This is a genomic window from Bacillus sp. FSL K6-0923 (assembly GCF_038630825.1).
In the GTDB taxonomy this organism is placed as follows: domain Bacteria; phylum Bacillota; class Bacilli; order Bacillales; family Bacillaceae; genus Bacillus; species Bacillus pumilus.
In genome coordinates, this window is the sequence record NZ_CP152044.1 from 2,129,395 (window position 1) to 2,151,393 (window position 21,999).

28 protein-coding genes are annotated in these 21,999 nt (G+C 41.0%); 3 read left to right on the top strand and 25 right to left on the bottom strand.

The window, feature by feature from the left end:
* Window positions 1–44 precede the first annotated feature (44 nt).
* The 22 genes from MHI16_RS10765 to MHI16_RS10870 form a co-directional block, all read right to left on the bottom strand.
* Window positions 45–1,517 carry a spore germination protein gene (locus tag MHI16_RS10765; RefSeq protein ID WP_268465984.1) on the bottom strand — a complete coding sequence of 491 codons (1,473 nt, stop codon included), beginning with the start codon at window positions 1,515–1,517 and terminating at the stop codon, window positions 45–47.
* On the bottom strand, window positions 1,510–2,079 hold the full coding sequence (locus MHI16_RS10770) for a stage V sporulation protein AE (protein WP_268465986.1): 570 nt from the start codon (window positions 2,077–2,079) through the stop codon (window positions 1,510–1,512). The genes MHI16_RS10765 and MHI16_RS10770 overlap by 8 nt, the downstream gene beginning before the upstream one ends.
* A 6-nt stretch (window positions 2,080–2,085) precedes the next feature.
* Window positions 2,086–2,436 (bottom strand): stage V sporulation protein AE, encoded by a 351-nt coding sequence (gene spoVAE, locus MHI16_RS10775; protein WP_003215479.1) that lies wholly within the window; start codon window positions 2,434–2,436, stop codon window positions 2,086–2,088.
* Complete coding sequence (gene spoVAD / locus MHI16_RS10780) at window positions 2,436–3,452, bottom strand: stage V sporulation protein AD (RefSeq protein WP_003215736.1); 1,017 nt, start codon at window positions 3,450–3,452, stop codon at window positions 2,436–2,438. The genes spoVAE and spoVAD overlap by 1 nt, the downstream gene beginning before the upstream one ends.
* 12 nt (window positions 3,453–3,464) lie before the next feature.
* Window positions 3,465–3,917 (bottom strand): stage V sporulation protein AC, encoded by a 453-nt coding sequence (gene spoVAC / locus MHI16_RS10785; protein WP_058014773.1) that lies wholly within the window; start codon window positions 3,915–3,917, stop codon window positions 3,465–3,467.
* Between the two features lie 19 nt (window positions 3,918–3,936).
* Window positions 3,937–4,353, bottom strand: a complete 417-nt coding sequence (locus tag MHI16_RS10790) for a stage V sporulation protein AB (RefSeq protein WP_058014772.1) — start codon at window positions 4,351–4,353, stop codon at window positions 3,937–3,939.
* Window positions 4,343–4,963 carry a stage V sporulation protein AA gene (locus MHI16_RS10795; RefSeq protein WP_058014771.1) on the bottom strand — a complete coding sequence of 207 codons (621 nt, stop codon included), beginning with the start codon at window positions 4,961–4,963 and terminating at the stop codon, window positions 4,343–4,345. The genes MHI16_RS10790 and MHI16_RS10795 overlap by 11 nt, the downstream gene beginning before the upstream one ends.
* A gap of 114 nt (window positions 4,964–5,077) precedes the next feature.
* Entirely contained in the window at window positions 5,078–5,845 is a 768-nt protein-coding gene (gene sigF / locus MHI16_RS10800) for an RNA polymerase sporulation sigma factor SigF (protein WP_003215778.1), read from the bottom strand.
* Window positions 5,846–5,858: 13 nt separating this feature from the next.
* Window positions 5,859–6,299 (bottom strand): anti-sigma F factor, encoded by a 441-nt coding sequence (spoIIAB, locus tag MHI16_RS10805; RefSeq protein WP_012010447.1) that lies wholly within the window; start codon window positions 6,297–6,299, stop codon window positions 5,859–5,861.
* A complete protein-coding gene (gene spoIIAA, locus MHI16_RS10810) occupies window positions 6,296–6,649 on the bottom strand; it encodes an anti-sigma F factor antagonist (RefSeq protein ID WP_044141066.1) in 354 nt (117 codons plus the stop codon). Before spoIIAA ends, spoIIAB begins: the two co-directional genes overlap by 4 nt.
* A 162-nt stretch (window positions 6,650–6,811) precedes the next feature.
* Window positions 6,812–7,999, bottom strand: a complete 1,188-nt coding sequence (locus MHI16_RS10815; protein ID WP_268465990.1) for a D-alanyl-D-alanine carboxypeptidase family protein — start codon at window positions 7,997–7,999, stop codon at window positions 6,812–6,814.
* A gap of 124 nt (window positions 8,000–8,123) precedes the next feature.
* On the bottom strand, window positions 8,124–8,936 hold the full coding sequence (locus tag MHI16_RS10820; RefSeq protein ID WP_058014768.1) for a purine-nucleoside phosphorylase: 813 nt from the start codon (window positions 8,934–8,936) through the stop codon (window positions 8,124–8,126).
* A gap of 11 nt (window positions 8,937–8,947) precedes the next feature.
* Complete coding sequence (deoB, locus tag MHI16_RS10825) at window positions 8,948–10,132, bottom strand: phosphopentomutase (protein ID WP_268465992.1); 1,185 nt, start codon at window positions 10,130–10,132, stop codon at window positions 8,948–8,950.
* 151 nt (window positions 10,133–10,283) lie between these two features.
* Window positions 10,284–11,174 carry a site-specific tyrosine recombinase XerD gene (gene xerD, locus MHI16_RS10830; protein WP_003215982.1) on the bottom strand — a complete coding sequence of 297 codons (891 nt, stop codon included), beginning with the start codon at window positions 11,172–11,174 and terminating at the stop codon, window positions 10,284–10,286.
* A gap of 6 nt (window positions 11,175–11,180) precedes the next feature.
* Window positions 11,181–11,408 carry a YqzK family protein gene (locus MHI16_RS10835; RefSeq protein WP_003215798.1) on the bottom strand — a complete coding sequence of 76 codons (228 nt, stop codon included), beginning with the start codon at window positions 11,406–11,408 and terminating at the stop codon, window positions 11,181–11,183.
* Between the two features lie 117 nt (window positions 11,409–11,525).
* A complete protein-coding gene (gene fur, locus MHI16_RS10840; RefSeq protein ID WP_058014766.1) occupies window positions 11,526–11,978 on the bottom strand; it encodes a ferric iron uptake transcriptional regulator in 453 nt (150 codons plus the stop codon).
* Window positions 11,979–12,096: 118 nt separating this feature from the next.
* Window positions 12,097–12,744, bottom strand: coding sequence for a stage II sporulation protein M (gene spoIIM, locus MHI16_RS10845; RefSeq protein ID WP_034661156.1), 648 nt, complete (start codon window positions 12,742–12,744; stop codon window positions 12,097–12,099).
* Between the two features lie 115 nt (window positions 12,745–12,859).
* Window positions 12,860–13,990 carry a S8 family peptidase gene (locus MHI16_RS10850; RefSeq protein WP_081042312.1) on the bottom strand — a complete coding sequence of 377 codons (1,131 nt, stop codon included), beginning with the start codon at window positions 13,988–13,990 and terminating at the stop codon, window positions 12,860–12,862.
* Between the two features lie 105 nt (window positions 13,991–14,095).
* Window positions 14,096–14,317, bottom strand: coding sequence for a hypothetical protein (locus MHI16_RS10855; protein WP_268465996.1), 222 nt, complete (start codon window positions 14,315–14,317; stop codon window positions 14,096–14,098).
* A gap of 68 nt (window positions 14,318–14,385) precedes the next feature.
* Entirely contained in the window at window positions 14,386–14,838 is a 453-nt protein-coding gene (locus MHI16_RS10860; protein WP_268465998.1) for a GNAT family N-acetyltransferase, read from the bottom strand.
* Window positions 14,825–16,006, bottom strand: a complete 1,182-nt coding sequence (locus tag MHI16_RS10865) for a TIGR00375 family protein (protein WP_268466000.1) — start codon at window positions 16,004–16,006, stop codon at window positions 14,825–14,827. Before MHI16_RS10865 ends, MHI16_RS10860 begins: the two co-directional genes overlap by 14 nt.
* Complete coding sequence (locus MHI16_RS10870) at window positions 16,003–16,560, bottom strand: NUDIX hydrolase (protein WP_342497954.1); 558 nt, start codon at window positions 16,558–16,560, stop codon at window positions 16,003–16,005. Before MHI16_RS10870 ends, MHI16_RS10865 begins: the two co-directional genes overlap by 4 nt.
* Window positions 16,561–16,727: 167 nt before the next feature.
* Between MHI16_RS10870 and MHI16_RS10875 the strand changes: the two genes are divergently transcribed.
* Both MHI16_RS10875 and MHI16_RS10880 read left to right on the top strand, forming a co-directional pair.
* Entirely contained in the window at window positions 16,728–17,651 is a 924-nt protein-coding gene (locus MHI16_RS10875) for an aldo/keto reductase (RefSeq protein ID WP_268466002.1), read from the top strand.
* Between the two features lie 338 nt (window positions 17,652–17,989).
* Window positions 17,990–18,358, top strand: a complete 369-nt coding sequence (locus MHI16_RS10880; protein WP_169057048.1) for a helix-turn-helix domain-containing protein — start codon at window positions 17,990–17,992, stop codon at window positions 18,356–18,358.
* A gap of 95 nt (window positions 18,359–18,453) precedes the next feature.
* Here MHI16_RS10880 and MHI16_RS10885 read toward each other — a convergent pair whose 3' ends face one another.
* Window positions 18,454–19,014: an NAD(P)H-dependent oxidoreductase gene (locus MHI16_RS10885; RefSeq protein ID WP_058014759.1), complete on the bottom strand. Its 561-nt coding sequence runs from the start codon at window positions 19,012–19,014 to the stop codon at window positions 18,454–18,456.
* A gap of 183 nt (window positions 19,015–19,197) precedes the next feature.
* Window positions 19,198–19,419, bottom strand: a complete 222-nt coding sequence (locus MHI16_RS10890; RefSeq protein ID WP_044141056.1) for a YqkE family protein — start codon at window positions 19,417–19,419, stop codon at window positions 19,198–19,200.
* 125 nt (window positions 19,420–19,544) lie between these two features.
* Between MHI16_RS10890 and MHI16_RS10895 the strand changes: the two genes are divergently transcribed.
* Window positions 19,545–20,477 (top strand): alpha/beta hydrolase, encoded by a 933-nt coding sequence (locus MHI16_RS10895; RefSeq protein WP_268466005.1) that lies wholly within the window; start codon window positions 19,545–19,547, stop codon window positions 20,475–20,477.
* Window positions 20,478–20,503: 26 nt separating this feature from the next.
* Here MHI16_RS10895 and MHI16_RS10900 read toward each other — a convergent pair whose 3' ends face one another.
* The gene (locus MHI16_RS10900) at window positions 20,504–21,766 is read right to left on the bottom strand and encodes a Rap family tetratricopeptide repeat protein (protein ID WP_058014757.1); all 1,263 of its coding nucleotides are present in this window, start codon (window positions 21,764–21,766) and stop codon (window positions 20,504–20,506) included.
* Between the last annotated feature and the right edge of the window lie 233 nt (window positions 21,767–21,999).

Consider the following 21,999-nt stretch of genomic DNA (forward strand, 5'->3'; position numbering starts at 1 on the left):
GTTAAAAATACAATATCACAATCTTCAGCCACTTTCAATGAGCGTTAAGAATTTGGCGGAATTTTTGATCTGTTTTGAGGGTGAACAATGCTTGGCCTTACTTTTGAGCCAGGAACAGACGTCCGAATCAGCACTTGCCACAAAGCCTTCCCGTTAAAAGGAAGAAATGGCCACATATAAGGCGTCTGCAATGAACGAATGGATGTTAAGTAGATGAGTAACAACGTAAAACCAATGATGAGTCCATTCAGCTTAAAGATCGCCACGAGCGCTAATATGATGAGTCGTACAATCTTATTGGCGACACTCAGCTCATAGCTTGGGGTAGTAAATGTACCGATTGCCGCTAGTGAGACGTATAAGATGACCTCTGGTGTAAATAAACCGACATCAATGGCAATTTGTCCAATTAAAACAGCCGCAATCAGCCCCATGGCGGTCGACAAGGCAGTTGGCGTATGAATCGCAGCCATCCTTAAAAATTCCACTCCAAAATCAGCTAGAAACACTTGTAAAATCACGGGAATATGGGACGGTTTGTTAAAGCCAATATAGCTTAAATTATCTGGCAGAAGACTTGGTTCAAGGATAAACAGAAACCAAATCGGTAAAAGAAACGTTGAACATAAAATGCCTAAAAAGCGTACCCATCTTAGGAACGTACCAACTGCAGGTGCTTGGCGGTATTCTTCTGCATGTTGAACGTGGTGAAAAATGGTGGTTGGCGTAATGATGACACTAGGAGATGTATCCGTGATGATGATGACATGCCCTTCTAGTATATGGTTAGCGGCGACATCTGGACGCTCGGTGTAACGTACAAGGGGAAAGGGATTGTATCCTTGTTTAATAATGAATTCTTCAATTGTTTTATCAGACATCGTCAGCCCGTCGACTTTGATTCCTGACACTTCTTTCTCTATGATATCGACAAGATCTGGGTCTGCAATATCTTCAATGTAGCAAACACATACATCCGCTTTCGAGCGTTCGCCTACTTTGAGCATTTTGTATCTCAGTTTTTCATCTCGCACCCGTCTTCGTATGAGTGCTGTATTGACAATAATGTTTTCAACAAAACCGTCTCTTGCGCCCCGGACAACCTTTTCTGTATCCGGCTCCTCTGGCATTCTGCCAGGATAGCTTCTGACATCAATGATAAATGCGTAGTTTTCACCTTCAACTACAACTGCCACAAGGCCCGACAGCACTTGGTCTACCGCTTCATCAAGTGTTTCAACCTTTGAGACCTGCTGATTGACAAGACGATTCTCAATCACACGGGCCATGTCATCAGATTCAGGTTCGTTGTCATTGATTTCAACTAGCTCTTTTAATAAGTAGATGACATACTGTGTGTCACATAGTCCATTTACATAGTAAAGTTGGATTTCCTGATCGTGTATATAAATTTTTCGCACGCCAAGGTCAAAGCTGAGACCCATTCCGACATTTTCTTTAAAGTAATCTTCATTTTTCTTCGGATCTCGGTACACGTTCACCTTGTCTTTATTCATGGAAACCACTCCTTTCTAAAATTAATTCAACCGCTTTCATTGTAATTGGAGATCCTTTGCTCAGATCATCTTTCCGTCCCATTTTGCCAATATCTCCAATTCCAACAACAAACGGAAGATCGAGCGAATCAAGACAATACACGGTATCTCCGCTCATTTTATGAGGTTCCATCTCAGGAAGACCATGCTTGTCGACACCGTATTCTGTCAGTTCACCCTCCCGGTCAATGGAAACATGAACCTTTGTCCATTCAGCTTGATGCGTTTTGGATGCAACGGCGATCGCCCCAATGACTTCAATTTCAGGATGACGCGCCACATGCTTCATCGCTATCTCCCCTGTTCCTTCACCTGTCAGGCCAGAATCATCAAACATGACAAACACTGGATCATTCGGCGTTTTTAAAATCATCTGCACAAGTTCAGGTCCTGTTCGTTTGCTTGGATTTCCTTTTGAGCTGGAAATACATCGCCCACCGACATTTTTAGCAGCAAGCTCAATGGTTTTGGCAGCATATATATCTCCGTCTGTCACTAAAATGACTTTCCGTCTTTGCGCCATATTAGGTTATCCTTTCGGTTTAAAGATAAGAGCGATAATAAATGAGAATAAAATCGCAGCTGAAATTCCAGCAGAAGTTAATTCAAAAATACCGATCCCGATTCCGATGAACCCGTGTACATCTGCCTGATGCATCGCCCCATGAAGCAAGCTATGCCCAAAGCTGACGATTGGTACGGTTGCGCCCGCACCCGCAAATTCAATAAATTTATCATAAATACCGAATCCGTCTAAGATGGTACCCGCCACAACAAAAGTGGTCATGACATGTGCAGGCGTAAGTTTGAGTATGTCTAGTAAAAGCTGGCCAATGACGCAAATAAGTCCGCCTGCAACAAAAGCGATAAGATAATCCATTAGCTCTCTCCTCCTGCACGCTCAAATACGACACCGTGCGCAATGGTTGGAATGGTCTCTTTTTGCTGAACCATCATTGGACTAAGAAGCGCTCCGGTTGCCACAACGAGTACTCTTTGCAGATTTCCTGCTTTCATTTCTTGAAAAATGTGACTAAATGTCACAACAGCTGAACAAGCACAGCCGCTCCCACCAGCGAATACATTTTGATCGGGTGTATAGATGATTAAACCGCAATCATCATGCTTCCTCCCAAGCTGAATGCCTTCTTCCTTCAGAAGATCCTTTAAAATGGGTGAACCAATACCAGATAAATCCCCTGTTAAAATCAGATCGTAATCGTCCACCGTTCTTCCAAGGTCTTCTAAATGCTGCTTGATGGTATCTGCCGCTGCCGGAGCCATGGCCGATCCCATGTCAAATGGATCTGTAATTCCAAGATCCATCACCCTGCCTACTGTAGCGCTTGTAATTTGAATTGGAGAGGTCTCCTGGCTAATAATAACGGCCCCGCTCCCAGTGACGGTACTTGTGGCTGTATCTGGTTTTTGTCCGCCGTATTCTGTTGGATTACGAAATTGGCGTTCTGCCGTTGCATTATGACTGCTTGTCGCTGCAATGGCTCTATTGGCAAAACCGCCATCAATGAGTGCTGACGCAATGGCGACCGATTCCATTGAGGTTGAGCATGCCCCAAACAAACACAGAAACGGGATTTTCAGTTCTCTTGCCACATAGTTTGCTGTGACGTTTTGATTGAGTAAATCTCCTGCCAGCAATAGATCAATATCGCTTTTTTGCAAATTTGCTTTTGATAAAGCACTGGATATCGCATCTTCCATCAGTTTTCTTTCAGCCATTTCCCAGTTCTTTTGATCACAATGCATTTCGTCATACGTTTTATCAATTAAATGACCAATTGGCCCTTCTTTTTCTTTCGGCCCTGCAGCTGTTCCCTCTGCATTGACGTAAAGCTTGTGCTCAAAAACCCAAGATTGTTTACCTGTTAGTTTCATGTTTCATTCCTCCTACGAAAACATCTTTTCCAAGACGTATCGAATGATCCCTACGACATATGCCGAGACGACACCAAATACAATGACGTTCCCAGCGAGCTTAAACATATTGGTGGCAACCCCTAAAACAAGCCCTTCACTTTTATGCTCAAGGGCAGCGCTTGTCATACTGTTTGCAAATCCTGTCACCGGAACAGCCGATCCCGCTCCAGCAAACTGGCCGATTCTATCGTAAATACCGATACCAGTTAATATAGAAGAAATTAAAATGAGAGTCGCCACTGTTGGGTTCCCTGCTGTTTTTTCATTAAAATCAAAAAAGTGAATATAGAAATTTTGCAGCCCCTCACCTATGGCACAGATCAATCCACCAACAAGAAAAGCCTTGATGCAGTTGAGGACATAAGGAGGTTTAGGCTGATACGTTTTCACCTTAGATGGATAGTTCTCTTTTAAACTCGACACGGTTGTTCCCTCCAAATTTTTAAATATAAATCAGCCAATGGAATAGTGAACCAAATACTTTACCTAAGACAATGGCCATGAGAAGCAAAACAATTTTCCCGTCCATTCCAATTCTTTTCGTTAATATAGGAAGCACATTTAATACTTCAGTCAGCGCAGCTGCAAGCATGCCGATGAAAATGCCAGCCAATAGACCGATTGGGAGCGCCAGCCATTTAGATAAATGCAAATGCAGTTCGCTCAAGGTTGCCCAGCCGCCAACGACCGCCCCGGTGATGACAGCTGCCTCGTATCCTTGTATGAAGCGCTGCGTTTTCGTTAATTGCATTAAACGAGGGATGATGCCAAGTACTGTGAGAAATGCCACAAATCCTGCTCCTACCGTTAAACCGCCGCCAAGTCCAACTAACACGACAAAAAGCCACTTACCGATCATGGATATCTTTCATTGTCTCTTTATTTTCTTTAAGGGCGACATAATGATCGAGATCGAGCTGATATTTAAACATCTCCACTTCGAGCGGACTTGGTTCTTCATTTAAACGCTTTTTAAATACATGATTGAAAAATAAAATCATGCCAAAGCCTAGTCCGAAGCTATATGGAATTTGCAGTAAATAAGGATGCTCAACCGTTTGACCTGTGATCATTTCATATAGACGGATATGAACAAGCCGCATACTGACATCCTCGTGGAAATTCATAATGGCAAGCGCCGCTCCAACAAATAATAAGAGCCACACAAACACAAATAAAACGGGAGAAAGCTGGCGTTTGCCTGTATCAATTTCAACAATGGCTTCAGCGCCTCCGACGGTTTGAATGTCGATATCTGGCCATGATTTTTTGATCGTTTTGACCACATGCATGATATCAAGAACGGCGATGTGACGATCTTTTTTACTGACATGATATATCGGCATCTTGCTAAGTTTTTGCACAGCAAACTCATCACCAGTGATTTGGGCGATATCTTCTAAATAAATGAGCTGATCATTACCGGTCTTAATGCGATGGCGCAGCCGAAGAAAGATTTGTCCGTCCATCCAAGTCACTTCCTATACGATGGGTTAAAAATAGTATGTGGTGAAAAATGGTTCTCATACCGAGAGAACTTGATTTACCGGTAATTACCACACGAAAAAAGCCAGCCAAATCGGCTAGCTCTCTTTTTGATCCATTTGCATTTGAATTTGCTTTAAAATTTTCTTTTCGAGCCGCGAGACTTGTACTTGTGAAATGCCGAGTCTCTCCGCTACCTCAGATTGTGTTTGATCTTTATAATATCTTAAGTACACTATGAGTTTTTCTCGTTCTTCTAATTCCTTGATCGCTTCTTTCAGCGCGATCTTATCAAACCATCTTTCTTCTGAATGATCGGCAATTTGATCAAGTAATGTAATCGGGTCCCCGTCATTTTCATACACCGTTTCATGAATCGACGACGGCGTTCGGACCGCTTCTTGGGCGAGGACAACATCCTCTGGTGTGATATCAAGATATTCGGCTATTTCCTGGACAGTCGGCATTCTCCCGTGAGACTTGGACAATTCATCTCTTGCCCGCCGGATTTTATTTCCGAGTTCCTTTAGTGACCGGCTGACTTTGACTGTTCCATCATCCCGAATGAATCGCTGGATTTCACCAATGATCATTGGGACAGCGTAGGTCGAAAACTTCACATCATATGACAAATCAAATTTATCAACAGATTTTAGCAGTCCAATGCAGCCAATTTGAAACAAATCATCTGGTTCATATCCTCTATTTAAAAAGCGCTGAACAACGGACCAAACAAGACGCATGTTTTTTTCTACGAGGAGGTCTCTTGCTTGCTGATCACCGTCTTGGCTTTTTTTGATGAGCTCTTTAACTTCATCATTTGACAGCTGGGCTTTTTTTGCTTGCTTTTTTACCTCCACATCCATATGAGCAGCTCCTTTAATTACAAAGCGCTTTGCTTTTTGATAGATGCTTTGTTAATCGGATGGTTGTGCCCATTTCTGGAGATGAGTCGATCATGACATCATCCATAAAATTCTCCATAATGGTAAAGCCCATTCCAGAGCGTTCTAAGTCTGGTTTTGTCGTGAAAAGCGGCTGTCTTGCTTCCTCAAGATCTGTAATGCCCATACCTTCGTCACGGATGGTGAGGTACACAACATGGTCATCAAGTGTGACTTCAATATGCACCTTGCCATCTGGATTCCCATCATAGCCATGGATAATGGAGTTTGTCACCGCCTCTGACACAACGGTTTTGATTTCTGTTAATTCATCTAATGTCGGATCAAGCTGGGCGATAAACGCCGCGACTGTCACCCTCGCAAAGGATTCATTTTGACTTAAAGCAGAGAAGGTCAGGTTCATTTCATTCCTCATGATGCCACCCCCAATGTTTGCAATGCCGTTTGCTCTGAAGGCTCCATACGGATGATTTTAAATAAGCCAGACATATCAAATAACCGGTTCACTGCCGGCGAAATAGCACAGACGACCATTTCTCCGCCAAGCTGCTTAATTTCTTTATATCTTCCTAAAATCACTCCGAGACCTGAGCTGTCCATAAACGTTAAATCAGCCAAATTCAGCACAATGTGGCGAATGTCCTCTGTTTCCAAATAATTCGTCACCTTTTGTCTCAATGTTTCTGCGGAGTGATGATCGAGCTCTCCTGTTAATCGAATGCAAAGTACGCTCTCTTTTACTTGAAAATGAATATCAAGGCTCATCTTTTTATTCCTCCTTGCTCTAATTTCGGATAAAGATTGTTTCTCTTTTTTATCAATTAAATCCTTCACCATGACAAAACTAGTGACCATTCGTCACATTTAGATGTTCTTTTCTTCTTCCTCATAGCAAAAAGACTGCCTGTTTCAGCAGCCTTTCACATTTTATTTCCATTTCACAAATTCAGCCATCGCTCGTTTGAAGAACGTCCAAACGCCCGCTTTTTCCATTCCTTCTTTGGCTTGTACAGGGCTTTCATGCAGCACTTTTCCGTCTTTTTTCAAGACAATGGTTCCAAGTTCCGTTCCTTTTGAGAATGGGGCCGTAACATCCTGAGACAGTTTGATTTCTTTTTTAATCTGATCCACATTTTCGCCTTTTTTCGTTAAAAGGGAGATTGGTTCAGAGGTGACAAGCTGAATTTTTTTCTTTGTCCCTTTGCTTACCTTGATTTCGGCTACATCTTGTCCTCGTTTGTAAAGCGGGTGTGTGGTGTATTGACTAAATGCATAATCTAACATTTTGACCACTTGAGCGTTTCTGTCTTTCGGTGTACTTGCGCCGAAGACAACAGCAATGACGCGCATGTTTCCTTTTTTAGCGGTTGCGGTCAAACAATATTTGGCTTCACCTGTAAAACCTGTTTTCAACCCATCGACACCTGGATAAAATTTAATCAAACGGTTCGTATTCACAAGCCAGAATTTTTTATCCGTGTTTTGACGGAGATAGTCTTCGTAAACACCTGTGAATTTTGTGATTTGATCATATTTCAACAGCTCTTTTGCCATTTTTGCCATATCATGAGCTGTACTGTAATGGTCTTTTTCAGGAAGTCCTGTTGGGTTTTGAAAGACCGTAGAGGTGAGGCCGAGTTCTTTTGCCTTTTTGTTCATTTGCTCCACAAACTGTTCTTCAGATCCTGCAATATGCTCTGCCATGGCAACTGAAGCATCATTTCCAGACGCAATCGCAATGCCTTTCAGCATTTCTTTCACAGTCATTTCTTCTCCAGGTTCAAGGAAGATTTGTGACCCTCCCATTGAAGCTGCATAGTCACTTGTTCTTACCTTGTCAGTCATTTTCAGTTTTCCTTGATCAATGGCTTCCATGATGAGAAGCATCGTCATGATTTTGGTCATACTTGCGGGTGCCAGCTTTTCCTCGCTGTTTTTGTTGTAAAGCATTTTTCCCGTGTCACGTTCTATTAAGATGGCTGATTTGGCTTCGTGCACCAATTCTGATGTTTGTTTTTCTTCTGGTTTTTCAATCTTTTCTTTTGCTATCGCTGATGGTGAAACCATTGAGATAAGGATCATTAAAATAAACAATGCACATATATGACGTTTCAAGTGGCAGACCTCCATTATCGTAATCCTTTCTATTTTTTCCTCATCGAGGCAGTTTTATTCAGAGATCGTATGATTGCCATAAAAAAAGCCTTCTGTTGGTAAACAGAAGGCTTCTTAAAACATACTATGAGAGTTGTTTGACAATGTCTTTTACTAATTCAAGGAAACTCGTTTTCACTTTTTCCGTTACTTCAATGACTTCATCATGAGACAGCGGCTGATCTAAAATACCCGATGCCGCATTAGAAATGCATGAAATACCTAGCACTTTAATTCCTGCATGACGCGCAACAATCACCTCTGGGACCGTCGACATGCCTACAGCATCTGCGCCAAGTGTTCTAAGGAAACGAACTTCAGCCGGTGTTTCATATGAAGGACCTGTCATCCCTGCATAAACACCTTGCTGTACAGATATGCCTAAGCGCTGAGCTGTTTCTTCTGCAAGTGCGAGCAAATCTTTATCGTATGGGGCAGACATATCAGGGAAACGAACGCCTTGACTGTCATTTGGTCCAATTAATGGATTGGTCCCCATCATATTGATATGATCTGTAATCAGCATGAGATCGCCTGGATGAAATGAAGTATTCACACCGCCGGCTGCATTTGTCACAATGCAAGTCTCAATGCCAATTTCTTTCATCACACGAACTGGAAACGTTACTTGCTTCATATCATATCCTTCATAGAAGTGAAAACGTCCTTGCATCGCACATACGACAGTGCCTTTCAGCGTCCCGATGACGAGCTGTCCTGCATGACCCTCTACTGTTGAAACAGGGAATCCAGGAATATCTTCATATTTCAATTTGATTGGATTTTCAATCTCATCTGCTAAAATGCCAAGCCCTGAACCTAAGATTAATCCAACTGTTGGTACGTATGTCGATGCTTGTTTAATGTATGCCGCCGCTTCTGAAAACTGTGCTCCCACGAGATTTCCCCCTATTTGAGTTTAGATAAAAAGCTTGTGCCGTATTTTGGCATCGTTGTTTTGAAATTGTCTGCGACCGTTGCTCCAAGATCAGCAAAGGTTTTTGAAGTTGGCAGTTCATTTGCTCCTTGATGCTTTTTGCTGTAAGCAATGAGCGGAACGTATTCTCTTGTATGATCTGTTCCGTGATGAACTGGGTCATTTCCATGATCTGCTGTAATCACTAAAAGATCATCCTCTTTTAACAGGTCAAACACTTCAGGAAGACGGGCGTCAAATTCCTCTAGTGCTTTTCCGTAACCCTCTGGATCTCTTCTATGTCCGTAAAGGGCATCAAAATCAACAAGGTTTAAAAAGCTGAGTCCTGTAAAGTCTGTTTTAAGTGTATCGACCAGCTTGTCCATTCCGTCCATGTTCGACTTTGTTCTGAGAGAAGAGGTGATTCCTTCGCCATCATAAATATCAGAGATTTTGCCGATCGCAATCACATCGAGCCCATCATCTTTCATCTCATTCATCACTGTTCGGTCAAATGGTTTTAAAGCATAGTCATGACGGTTTGGTGTTCTGACAAACGCACCAGGTTCCCCGACAAATGGACGAGCGATAATGCGGCCAACCATATATTTTTCATCTAATGTGAGCTCACGTGCAATTTCACAAATACGATAAAGTTCATCTAATGGCACCACTTCTTCGTGCGCAGCAATTTGCAGCACAGAATCCGCAGATGTATAAACGATTAGATCGCCTGTTTTCATGTGCTCTTCGCCAAGCTCGTCTAAAATTTCAGTACCAGACGCAGGTTTATTTCCAATAATGCCTCTGCCTGTTTTTTCTTTTAGTTCATTTAGTAGTTCATCTGGGAATCCGTCTGGAAAAACTCTGAACGGTGTGTCTATGTAAAGACCCATTATTTCCCAGTGTCCAGTCATTGTATCTTTCCCATTTGATGCCTCTTGCATTTTTCCATAATACGCAAGTGGTTTCTCATCCGCTGGAATTCCTTTGATTTCTTTAATATGACTCAGCCCAAGCTTCGCCATATTTGGCATATGAAGCCCGTTCATTTTTTCAGCAATATGTCCTAGTGTATCTGCACCTACATCATTAAATTCAGCAGCATCAGGTGCTTCCCCAATTCCTACTGAATCCATTACGACGAGGAAAATGCGTTTATACTGATAATCAGGCATTAAAAAGCGCCTCCTTCAATATTCTTGTCTTTTAACCTTTCAAAAAGAGAGGTCTGACATCTCAAGTATAAACCGTTTACAAGCCGATTGACAACCATAAACGGTGCAAACATGAAAAAGCATGACACACGTTCACCGTGCCATGCTTTACTTATGCCCTTGGATGGAATTTGTGATACACATCTTTCAATCTTGTTTTCGTCACATGTGTATAAATTTGTGTTGTCGAGATATCAGCATGCCCGAGCATCTCCTGCACAGCTCTTAGGTCGGCACCGTTTTCAAGCAGATGTGTTGCAAATGAATGCCTGAGTGTATGGGGTGTGAGTTCCTTTTGAATCCCTGCTTCGAGAGCTCTTTTTTTCAAATTCTTCCAGAAACCTTGCCGCGACATTTTTTTCCCGTGATGATTGAGGAATAAGGCATCTGCCGGCTGTTTTTTTAACAGCTTGCTTCTTCCCTTTTCGAGATATTCTTCAATCGCACTTGCAGCTGCTTCACCAATTGGCACAATCCGCTCTTTTCTTCCTTTACCGAAACAACGGATAAAGCCCATTGTGAGGTGTACATCGGCAAGGGTCAAATCCAGCATTTCACTGACGCGAATGCCAGTTGCATATAAGAGTTCGAGCATCGCTTTGTCACGGTAGTCAAATGGAGTGTGCTGATTTGGTGTATCAAGCAATTTTTCGACTTCCCCTAGTGATAGAACTTTCGGTAATTTCCGCTCTGTTTTTTGCGTTTCAATGTTCCATGACGGATCATCTGTGGTCACTTTTTCCCGGAGCAGAAATTGGTGGAAGGACCGGATCGAGGAGAGATGCCGCACTGACGTTTTGCTCGATTTCCCTTCCTCTTTTAGCTTTTTTAAATAATGAATGATATGCAGGCGCGTGACATCTTTTATATCCGTCAGCTGCTCATGTGTCATTAAAAAAGACAAGTAGTTCTGTAAATCTCGTTTATAAGAAACAATGGTATTTTCAGAGAGTCCTCTCTCTACTGTCATAAAATGAATAAAGTCGGATAATTGATCGTTCAATGATTTCTACTCCCCGTTTTGATAAAAATAAATCAATCGGTCTTGCCAGTTGTCTTGATTCGGCTGATCCATTTCCATCACTTTAATTGCTGCACCCTCTGGTTTATCATAACGATGGTAGCTTTCATATTCTGAATTTATCCATATCATAGCATAATAGAACAGGACGGTAAAACCAGTGAACAAGATAAATACCTTCATCACTTCACCTGTTGTTTTGAGCCATTTCCGCATGATTCTCATGTCCTTTCTCAGCTTCTCATTACTTCAGCATATGCCCGGTGGGACAAGGAATATACAGCGAAAATGCAAAAAACCTCTTCATCTTAAATGAAAAGGTTCCAATTCGGATTAATTGCCGGATTCATCATCATGACACCGGTGGCAAATACCATGGAATGTCAATCTATGATCCTTAATTTTAAATTTCCAGTCACGTTCAATAATCTCTTCAACATCTTCTAATAAATCATCTTCTATCTCATCGACTGTCCCGCATTCCATGCAGACAAGATGATGATGGAAGTGAGCGGCTCCTTCTTTGCGAAGATCATATCGCGAAACGCCGTCTCCAAAGTTAATTTTATCAACAACTTTCAGTTCAGTTAGCAATTCTAACGTTCGATAAACAGTAGCAAGACCAATTTCAGGAGACTTCTCTTTTACGAGGAGGTATACATCTTCTGCACTTAAATGGTCTTCTTCATTCTCAAGCAGTACTCTTACTGTTGCTTCACGCTGTGGCGTGAGCTTATAGCTGGAAGAATGAAGCTGTTTCTTAATTCGATCAATCCGATTTTCCATTGACTTTCCCTCCTACGCCACATTACTTGACCATTATATCAAATGATGTGCTGGGAGCCAACTATAATCATTTTAAATTGATAAATAAATTGATTATTACTTAATAACAATTATAAAATCATGAGAAAAGAACACCTGCCAGCTTTTTCATGAGCATGAAGGAAACGTACGATTCAAAAAAGGACGAAAGTGCAGCAAGTGCTAAAATCATCAGTAGAACAGATGCATACCGGGCGAACCACTGCACAGGTGCTTGACTGATGGTTTTTTTCATAAACAGCTGCCCAATGAGACGGATGGAAAACGCAATCGCACATGTCCCAATCACTAAATAGGCTGGAATAAGTAATATGTTTTGCGGAAGAACCGATACGAACGAAAGGAAAAAGCCACTCAGCCCCATTTGATTTACTAGAAAACCAACTGTAAACCCAACAACAATTCCTTTTAAAAAGATCATGAGAAAGATGAGCGGCAGGCCAATGATAGATATTCCTAGTATCCACATAAGACCTAAATATTTCATGTGATGCAAGAAGCTTTGCAAAAACATTTCTTTTGATTCTGCAGCTTTCTCATTTGTCAGCTGACCAAAAAATTGATTTAAATAATAGAATAAATCCTCTTTCTGACTAATTGTCATACTATTGACGATGATGGCCCCAAAGATCACGCCCATTAAAAAGAGTACAGAGACAAACAAATAAATTGATAGATGGTCTTTTACGTGCTGAAGAAGATGTTCCTTCCAAGACTTTTTCCGCATGCGTCTTCCTCCCAAATAGTAAAGGTTACTAGATTCTATGAGAGAGATTACGAAACATGACAGTTTTATTGAAAGAAAAAAGAGAGAGCAGCCTAACACTGCTCTCTCTTCTCATTTATCGTGCCGCTTTTTGTACGTTCACAAGCCCAGCACCATAGTAAAAAGGGTCTCCAAGCTGTGCAGCCGTTTTTGAAAGTCTCTCGCGCACTTCATCGTTTGTCAGATTCGGATGTTTTGATAGAATGACAGCCGCAGCACCTGCTACATGCGGTGATGCCATGGATGTTCCGCTCTTGTAGCCATATTCATTATGGGGAATAGTGCTGAGCGTTGAAACGCCCGGTGCTGAAACTTCCACTTCTTCGCCGACAGATGAATCAAAGGCTCTTTGTTTTCTTTGGTCAACAGAAGCAACCGCTATTACTGAGCTGTATTTGGCTGGATAATCAACCGTGTTGAGAGAGCCATAACTTCCTGCATTCCCAGCAGAAGCCACAATGAGAATACCCTTGTCATATGCTCGATCTACCGCTTCTTTCAGCGCTTCAGATTCACTTGCTCCACCCATACTAATATTGATGATATCCATGTCATTCTCAATGGCCCATTCAATTCCTTTAATGATCCAGCTATAGTAGCCGTCACCATTTTCATCTGCCACCTTGACCGCATAGATAGAAGCTTTTGGCGCAACACCAACGACACCTACCTTATTATCTAACGCTGCAATTGTGCCCGCCACATGCGTCCCATGTTCATGCGGGTCAACAAGCGGATCTGACTCTGTTGGAACAAAGCTGACTCCCCCAGTGACATGTAGATCTTCATGTTTGCCATCAATGCCGCTGTCAAGAACAGCTACTTTGACATTTTGTCCAGCGTATCCCCGTTTATGTACCTTTTGTGCTTTGATGCTTTTGATGCCATATGGAATCGTTTGACCGTTTGTTTTTGCCTTTTGGTCCTCCTCAATGAAGGTCACTTCTTTTGCCCGATTTAGTTTCTCTTTCGATGCCTCATTCAAAGAAACTTTCATCATATCTATTTGCTCTATGGATTCTTTTACATGTCCACCAGCTTTTTCAACAAGCTGTTTTTGTGTATGATCTTGAACGGAAGAAGAAAAGCCGATCATGTACTCTTTTTTCGCTTGCTCCTTTGCAGAAATATGTGAGGCGCCGAACGTGACCGATGCCAGCATCATACTTGCCATACAAAGCCCTGCTCCAATTGACTTGATGTTCACAATACTCACTCTCCCTTTCATCTTTTTGTCATTTAACTACATTTTCAGACAAAAAGAAACGATCGTTTGTCCTATTTTTAAAAATTTTTCCATTTGAACTGGTTGTCACAAAAAAGCAAAATAAAAATGCTTATGATCCTCTTGATAGTGATCATAAGCATTCCTTCTTTTATGTTTATTCATCATGTGTTGAAAGGCTTCTTGTTTTGTTTTTGTCTTTCTTTCATGTGTACTAAAGTGCGGAATGTTTCCTCTCGACAGTTCCGGGTTTCGGCTGTGCTGCCTTTCAATATGTTCTCGTTTTTTCTTTGCATTGCTTTTTCTCATTTGGCAAAACCCCTTTCTTTGACGTTATGATACACGATGTGACATAAAAAAGATAGACGTATACACGCCTATCTTTCTGTTTTCACCATATCAAGATGCGGAATTCCATCTTCCTCATAACAATCAGAAACGGCCTTAAATCCAAAGGATTCGTAAAACGACTTCAAGTAGGCCTGCGCCTGAATTTTGACACTTGTTTCACCTAATTCACTCAGCTTTTCCAAAGCCTTGCTGAGCAGCATTTTTCCATAGCCCTTTTTTCGGCCTGCTTGCGTCACAAGAACGCGGCCAATGGATGCCTCTTCGTATATGATTCCACTTTGGAAAATTCGGCAATAAGCCACAATCATGCCGTCCTCTTTTGCCATCAGATGAAGCGCTTCTTGGTCCCGTTGATCAATTTCAGGGTAAGGGCATGTTTGTTCAACAACAAATACATTGACTCTTTCCATTAAGATTAGGTAAAGATCCTCTTTTGTCAATTCTTCAAACGTTTCACATGTCCAGTTAACTTGATTCATGATTGATATCCACCTTACCGTACACGCCGCCCCCGCCAGCGATCAGTTCGACTTCACCTTTTCTTGCTTTGATGATGTAATTGGCTGTTTTTTCTGGCAGGACAGCTTTTAGTTCTTGTTCTGTAGCTTGATGAAGGATATTCATCTCTGTGTGAAACACGGCTTTTAGCTTCTCCAGCGTTTTGGCTCCAACACCCGGAATAAATTGAAGCGGAAGCTGGTGAACATAAGGAGGTCTTGTTCCATTGTCACTTTCTTGGTCGGCAAGCTCCTTTAAACGCTCACTCACTCCTTTTGTCATCCGTGTATGTCCGCATGCGTGGCACTTTTCTTGATCTAGCGCGTGAGGTCTTACTCCGCACTTCTCGCAGGTTGTATGATAGTATTTCCCAAGCCGCGGGGCGAGCCCATAATTTCCTGTGATGGCTCTCCCCTCTTTCCCTTCAAGGGCTAGTTTAAATTCGGCAAAAGAGGCATGGTCCATGCGGATTTTTGTATATTCTCGCGCGATTTTCCCTAAAGAATGAGCGTCTGAATTCGTTAAAAAGGGATAACGGTTCAGTTCGCTTAACTGGGACGCCATTGACGTATCACAGCTAAGTCCTAGTTCAACAGCATCAATGAGGTCCGGATCGAATACTTCCGTTAAAGACGTGCTGACTCCTTTGCCAAATAAGCTTTTATGCGGGGTGAAAATATGAGCAGGAATAAATAAGCCTCCTAGCTCCTTGACCTTATGCTGCAGTGTTTTCCCATCCACATAGAGGCGCTGTGAACTTAAATGCACATTTTTCATATGAAGCGCGAGCCATACGGAGAACTCAGTCATTTTGCGCAGTGTGGGCATAAATGCAAGCACGTGAATCGGACCTTTTGAATGGTTATCGTTAATTTCTAATTCGCTGCCTAAAAGCAGGACGGTCTGTCCAAATGAGAGACCGCCATCACTTAGTTCAGTGTACTTGCCTTCCTCTACACCTTCTATTAATTCTTCTAGAACTTCTGGAGATTGTGCATCAATCACACCAATCATCCCCATCCCTTTACTTTGCGTTGCTTCAATGAGAATTTGGTCAATAGTCAGTGACCTTGCACCTGTAATTTTAACAGCTCTGCCTGTTCTTGTTCTGCCAATATGAATATGGATGTCTGCAAAAAACTCCCTCATTTTGTTGACTTAAGTACCTCTTGCAGTTGTAAGTACTGAATGGCATAGGCTGTTTTTGCATCATAAATATGCTGCTTTTCAACGAGGTGCAAGGCTTCTTCTAATGAAACTTCCATCACTTCAACAAATTCATCTTCGTCCAGCTCTCTTTTTTCTTCAAGCGGAACTAGCTGATCTGCAAGATACATGTGGACAATTTCATCTGCAAAACCTGGTGATGTATAAAAGGCCGTCAGCTTTTGAAGCTTCTGAGTGGTGTATCCTGTTTCTTCTTCTAATTCTCGCAGTGCTGTATGTGCCGGCTCTTCCCCTGGCTCTAATTTACCAGCCGGAATTTCAACGATGGCTCTCTCTAGTGCTTTACGGTATTGCTTGACCAAGATGATTTTATTTTCGTCTGTCCGAGCAATGACGGCTACTGCACCAGGATGTTTGATGATTTCGCGTTTGCCTTGTTTTCCGTTTGGCAATTGTACATCTTCAAGAACCAAATCAATGATTTTTCCGTTGTATAATTCTTTAGTCGATAATGTTTTTTCTTCAAAGTCCTTCAATTTTGTCAGCTCCTCGTTCTACTTTCACTTTTTACTTCATTCATTTTAACATAGATGATTTAAGAGAAGCGAAGTGCGGACGCTTGCTTCAATGCGCCACTTGAAGTCACCTAGCTTGAATTCCAGATTTTTTTCACTTAATGTGAAGGAATAGGAGTGTGATGGAATTGAAAAAAAGACGAATTGGTACATCGGATCTTTTGGTGAGCGAAGCGGCTCTAGGATGTATGTCCCTAGGAACAGAAAAAGGAAAAGCGTTCTCTTTACTAGATGAAGCGATTGATCTTGGAATTAACTATTTGGATACAGCCGATTTATATGATTTTGGAACAAATGAGGAAATTGTCGGGGAAGCGATTAAAAACAGGCGGCAAGATTTAATTTTGGCCACAAAAGGCGGGAACCGCTTTGAAAAAGGCAAATCCGGCTGGAACTGGGACCCTTCAAAGGCGTACATAAAAGAAGCCGTAAAGCAAAGCCTCAAGCGGCTGCAAACAGATTATATTGATTTATACCAATTGCACGGAGGCACGATCAACGATCCTATTGATGAGACGATTGAGGCTTTTGAAGAATTAGTGGAAGAAGGCGTTATTCGCTATTATGGCATCTCTTCTATCCGTCCGAACGTCATTAAAGAATACGCCAAAAAATCGAACATCGTCAGTGTAATGATGCAATATAGTTTACTCGACCGCCGTCCAGAGGAATGGTTCTCTCTTCTTGAGGAACAAGGCATTAGTGTCGTGGCAAGAGGACCTTTAGCAAAAGGGCTTTTAACCGAAAAACCACTTTCACAAGCAAGTCCATCAATTCAAAAAAACGGCTATCTTCAATATTCATTTGACGAGCTACAGCAGGTTATTCCTTCTTTAAAGAAAGTCGCTTATGACCTATCACTCACAGAGCTGTCCATTCAATATTTGCTTAATAATTCTGCGGTCAGTTCCGTTGTATTTGGCGCAAGCTCGGTGGAACAATTAAAAGAAAATGCGGCAGCGGCCAATGCACGTTCTTTAAGTGACCAAGAAGTAAAAGCATTGACTTACTATACAAAACCATCTGTGTATGAGGCGCACCGGTTGAAATGAGATAAAAGAAGAGGTCACCTGATGTGATCTATTAGAAAATGTTGACAAAAGGCTAAAATAATCTTTTTTAGCCCTTTGTCTTCTTTTCAGCGTATAGACTCCGTTTACCAGCTTTTTTGTTTAATAAGGTAAAGAAGAAAGACGAAATAGTCACATTAGATGAATGAGCTCCTAAAAATCATCCGATGTGAAATATTGATCAAGCGATTGCTAAGAAATTGAACCCATTGTTGCTTATCAGAGGCGTTCGTCTTCAAATATAAAAGAATCGCTGAACAAAAGGTGTTTTCAATTGGTATATAAATAGAAAACGAAAATAAGTATGAAAGGAGAATATCATGAATGAACTAGAAAATAACAGTGTTAACAAAACCTGCGTTCCGACTGGTGTTGAATTAAAAGACACTGGATTTGGATATACCTTGTCCCTAATAGCAGGTAAATATAAAATAATTATTATATATTGGCTGTCTGAAAATAAAGTGATGCGTCATAATGAGCTAAAGCGAAGCATAGGTTCCATTTCATTCAAAACACTAAGCATCATGCTAAAAGAGTTGGAGGCAGAAGATCTTATTATAAGGACAGAATTTCCTCAAATACCTCCAAAAGTTGAATATTCTTTGTCTGAACGTGGTCTTTCTCTTGTTCCGTTACTAAATATGATGTGCGAATGGGGGGAAAAGAATCGTTCTCCTGCTTCATAGGACGTGCTGAGCAGCTAGTTCATTTGATTGAATAAAAAGAAGTATCCCCCTATATGGAGAAATACTTCTTTTTTTAGTTTTTATAAATCTACCTATTACATGCTTTCAATAAAATTCAAATAATCCTGAGTGCTTTTTTCCATTTCGCTTGTACTAAAATCATTTTCTTCTTCTTCATTTCCCCCTGGCGCATTTTCTTTACCATAACACGCAAAGTGCGAACGATAATCTGCACTACAATACAGGAATGTTGTTTTAAATGGAACTAATATTTGTTCAAGGGTATATGTATATCTCCCATTTATTGTATAATCTTCTTTTTTGATTCCTGCCGTTACACCTAAAGCAATTTTACGATTCTTTAATTTATCCCCTCCATTTGAGCCATAAGCCCATCCATAAGTTAATACATCGTCAAGCCATTTTTTTAGTAGCGGCGGACAATTAAACCAATGTATAGGAAATTGAAAAATAAGTTGACCGTGTGATTCAACCATTTTTTGTTCTTTTTCCACGTCAATAGCTCCATTAGGATAGACTTTATACAATTCATGAATAGTATATTTTTCCGGATATTTTTTAAGCTCTTCTAACCACCGTTTATTCATAACGGAAGTTGTTATATTCGGATGTGCAATAATTACAAGAGTTTTCATCAATGTGTCCTCCTTAAATCTTATTTATATCTTAATAGTAAATTGAATAAAGAAAAGATGTAAGTATGCACTTTCAGTACAGGTACTTACCTAAAGGTTAGTGTTAAATCATTTTAAATCTTGATTATGATCTATCTCACTAAGCTGATGACATAAAAAAAAGAAGCATCAGTGCTCCCTTTTTTAGCTTTTATATTTTCTCCAGTCCAAATGACTTTCATCTAGCAGCTCGGAGAAGCTTTTGTTTTTTTCTTTTTCTTTCTGCTGCCGAAGGAGGTCTTGTCGTTTTTGTTCTTCTCTTTTTTCTGTTTCGGCGGCCAGATTCTGCTTCATTTGAAGGAGCTGCTGTTTGAGATCCTCGTTTATGCCGTCCTTTAATTTCGCTTGATCATTGTTCTTTTTCATTGTGCCTCTCTCCTTTTGCCTCTAAGTGTATCATCCGTTTTATTTCCTGAGCAAGAGTCACGCCATTCTCCCAACATGTGGTATGATCGTCATAGAAAAAACCTCGGAAAGGAAGAATCAGCTAGATGAAAAAATGGATCGCTATACTTGCCTTCATATTATGTCCGCTCATTGCAATCGGCATTTTTTTCACCAATAAAATGATGTATATTCGAAAACTAACAGATGAAGAGCTCATCAAACGGGAATCAGATGAAGGGCATTATCATCATGAAGCGTTTCAACAGCTTAACAAAGAGAAAGTGTGTATTCCTTCAGCATTTGGTTATGATCTTCATGGCTATTTTGTGCCGCACTCACATCCACATATAACACGCACCATTGTACTTTGTCATGGCGTTACGGTTAGTTTAATCAATTCCGTTAAGTATATGAAATTATTCCAAAACCTTGGATGGAATGTGATGCTTTATGATCATAGAAGACATGGAATGAGCGGCGGAAAAACCACGAGTTATGGATACTACGAAAAAGAAGATTTAGCGAAGGTCGTAAAGTGGCTCAGACAAAGACTTGGAGAAAATGCCTTGATCGGCATACATGGAGAATCAATGGGGGCAGTCACGACTTTGTTATATGCTGCAAAGCCGGAAGCAAGCGCCAATTTTTACATAGCTGACTGTCCTTTTGCTTCTTTTGAGGATCAGCTTCTCTATCGATTAAAAACAGATTTTCGTCTTTCAGGGCAATGGATTCTTCCACTAAGTGATCGAGTGTTAAAATGGCGGGATGGATACAGCATTCGGCAAGTGTCACCGCTTGATGTGATCGATCAGGTGAGAGAACCTGTGCTTTTTATCCATAGTCTTCATGATGACTATATTCCATGCGAGCAGAGTCAGCAGCTATATGCTCGAAAAAAAGGTGATAAACAGCTATTTATAGCGCCGCACGGGGCGCATGCGATGTCTTTTAGTGAAAATAAAGAAGCTTACGAACAAGAAGTTCAAGCATTCCTTCAACAATTTGCATCAAATGAAGATAAAAGAGGAGATTGAACAGCGGTTCGTCTCCTCTTTTTGAGCTAACTTATGCGATAGTCACCACTGTTGTATGGTGTCTGCCCGCCAGTTCCATATGACTCTCTTCCGATTGCTGCTGACTCATGACCGATAATCCTGCAGTTGCTGCCAATAAAAGAACTATCAAACTCGTTTTCATATAAATGACCCCCATTTTGAATTTTTGATATGGCTTGAATCTTCCGTTCGTAAAACCGTGTCGATGCTTCATACAGCCCAAGCTCATTGTAATAATGAGCCGCATCAAGTGCCAATTCCTCAATGTCTGGGTATAAGCGCTTGTCCTCAAGCAGGTCTAATGTATCGTCTATGATCGTTATTTCTGCATCAACGTATAATGCTTTTAAGAACTGAAATTTGCAGATGTAAATTTCATCTTCTAATTCACAGGCTTTCATAATACCTTTTTGATAGAGGGTTAACGACTCTTCTATTTGTTTTTGTTTAAACAGGATTTGGGTGAGCATAAATAGTGGGTCTAGAGAGCGATTAAGATGGGTTAAATTCTCCTTTTCAAACACTTCAAGAGAGTCTTTCAGATAACGGCTTGCTTCCGCAAGGTTGTTCATTTGGTAATAACAGTTACCTAAGTTGAAAAGGGCCGAACCTATGACTCGAGGGTTTCCAATTGAGCGTGCTCGATTTAGAGCATTTTTAAAGTAGGGCAATGCATGTTCATAGCATTTCAAATCATCATAGTTTGCACCGATGACAAATTCACAGTGGATGATTCTCAGCGTGTACGTTCTGTAGGCAGAGTACGTATTTAACGCTTGCAAGGCATAGTGCATCGAAAAGTGGGTTTGTTTCATGTGGTAGTATATTTCAGCTAATTTAAAGTAAAATTCTGCTCTTTCTATATCATCTGATATGAGATTGAGCTTTTTTTCTGCTGAACGGTAATAGGCAATGGCACTTAAATAGTTTTGCTGTTCAAACTCAAACATTCCTGTGAAAAAATGAACATAGTATTCAAGCATGTCCGTTAATTTCGTTTGCGAATGTTCGATCGTTTCTAGCAGGTTTTTAATTTCTTCATCATTTGAGGCTTTCTTTGCCGGTTCAAAATATTCAAGCATCACCTTATGGCGAAAATCCATCAGCTGGTAAAACAGCAACAAGTTTTGATCTTGCTCCATCTCCAGAATTTCCTGCTCGATCTCGGCCTTCAGCTTCTCTGCTTTCATGACATGAAATCCGCAAATCTGCCTATACCATTCGTTTATTTTGATTCCAACCTGAGGCGATGACAGCTTGAGCTTCAATTCACTTTAGCACCTCCCTTCTCATATACGATACATGTTGTATTCTATCACATTTCCTCGAATGGAAGAAATATGAAATGTCATTTTTCGCAAAGTTTTCGGTATCCCGCAATAACCGCTTCCATTGCCTATTTTTCGGCATGTATATTCACGATTTTTTCATGTCTATTTTTCTCATTTTGTCGAATTGCTTGTTATAAAATGGGGGTTTTTCGTTTCAAAAGATCATTTTA